The sequence below is a fragment of the Kineothrix sp. MSJ-39 genome (assembly GCF_018917935.1).
Taxonomy (GTDB): domain Bacteria; phylum Bacillota; class Clostridia; order Lachnospirales; family Lachnospiraceae; genus CAG-194.
On the sequence record NZ_JAHLPN010000041.1, the window covers coordinates 1 to 1,824 of the forward strand.

The window sequence follows — 1,824 nt, forward strand, 5'->3', positions numbered from 1 at the left end:
AGGGGCTGTAAAAAAACTCCCCTGACAGAAAAATCGCCCGGACCGTGAGGTCTGAGCGATTTTTTGGTATAATTAATTATGCTACTAAATAACAATACCAATAGTAATTATACTATGCGTCAGCTGAAATTACCATTAGAAATCGAAAAATTGATCGATATTTCTGATCCGGTATATACTTTTTGTGAGGTTATGGATCACATTGACCTATCCAGATATTTTGTAGAGAAAGGCTACAAAACAGGTCGTCCAAGATGTGATACTCAAAAACTCCTTAAAGTTATACTTTTTGCTTTTATGGAAAACGGCATCTGTTCTTTACGAGAGATTGAAAAGCTCTGTCATAATGACATTCGTTACATGTATCTTCTCGATGGCATGAAAACGCCTTCCTTTGCTACATTCGGAAACTTAATCCGAAACGAATTAACTGATTCTGTCGAGCAGATATTCGCAGACATTAATGCATATATTTTTTCCAGAGATCACGTGGATCTGCAGCATACATACATTGATGGGACAAAAATCGAGGCAAATGCAAATCGATATACCTGGGTATGGAAAAAATCCTGTGTAAAAAATCGCCAAAAGGTTTTTGATAAGATTTCACTTTTGATTGATGCTATGAATCAGGAAGTACTTGGATATCTCGGAATAAAATTTGAAAAACGAGAAGCTTACGCGGTTGACTACGTCTCTGAATTACTTACGGTATACAAAGAAACAACCGGACTGGATGAAACTTCTTTTGTTTTCGGACGTGGTCATAGAAAAAGCATTCGGCAAAAGCAATACGAAGAACTGAATGAATATCTGGAACGTTTAAAATCCTATGCATATCACATCGAGACCTGTGGAGAAGAAAGAAACAGTTATTCGAAAACAGACCATGATGCAACTTTTATGCGTTTAAAGCGTGATTACATGGGAAACGATCAGCTACTTCCCGCCTACAACCTTCAGGCAGCCATCTGTGATGAATACATAGCTGTAATCGACGTAAAACCATATGCATCCGATATGGAATGCTTTGTGCCTTTGATGGAAAAATTCAACCGCACATATGGTCAATATCCGAAATATCCGGTTGCTGATGCCGGATACGGTTCTTACAATAATTATCTTTATTGCGAAGAACACAGCATGGAAAAATACATGAAATTTACCATGTACAAAAAAGAAACGACGGACAAAAAATACCATGAGAATCCGTATCGGGCTGTAAACTTTGCAAAAGATGCTGATGGAAATCTCTTATGCCCAAACGGGCGAAAATTCATCTTCAAGAGAACACAGCATGTGAAATATAATAAATATGGAAGAACAGAAGAATTATACGAATGTGAATCCTGTGAAGGGTGTCCGCATAAACAAGAATGCTGCCCGAAAGCACACAAAAACCGAACGATCCGAATGAATCAGGAGTTAACTGCTATTCATCAGGAAGTGCTGCAAAATCTTGAATCCATACACGGTGCTCTCTTGAGAATGAACCGAAGTATTCAATCCGAGGGAACTTTTGGTGTATTAAAGTGGGATAAATCGTATAAAAGATTATTTCGGAGAGGCGAGAAAAATGTAATTCTCGAGCTCACACTGATTTCATGTGGATTCAATCTTTATAAATATCATAATAAAAAGCAACGACAGACGAAAGTTGCATAAAACTCAAGCGTGATTAGCTGAGCTTTATTAAATGCACCATTTTTTATACCCAAAGATGCAGACCTGTTCAAAAATAGAAAAAATCATACAAAGAAACGCCAAAACCGACATTTGCCGGAGTTGGCGTTTCTTTGTTAGGGACTTATTTTACAGCCCCTT

1 protein-coding gene is annotated in these 1,824 nt (G+C 37.6%); it reads left to right on the plus strand.

All coding sequences use genetic code 11. The features are described from left to right. Positions 1–78 precede the first annotated feature (78 nt). Entirely contained in the window at positions 79–1,665 is a 1,587-nt protein-coding gene (locus KQI22_RS13630; RefSeq protein WP_216553408.1) for a transposase, read from the plus strand. Positions 1,666–1,824 lie beyond the last annotated feature (159 nt).

What these genes read in the sequence shown, in the direction of transcription:
- KQI22_RS13630 (WP_216553408.1), top strand. Translation starts at nt 79, where the DNA reads ATGCTACTAAATAACAATACCAATAGTAATTATACTATGCGTCAGCTG.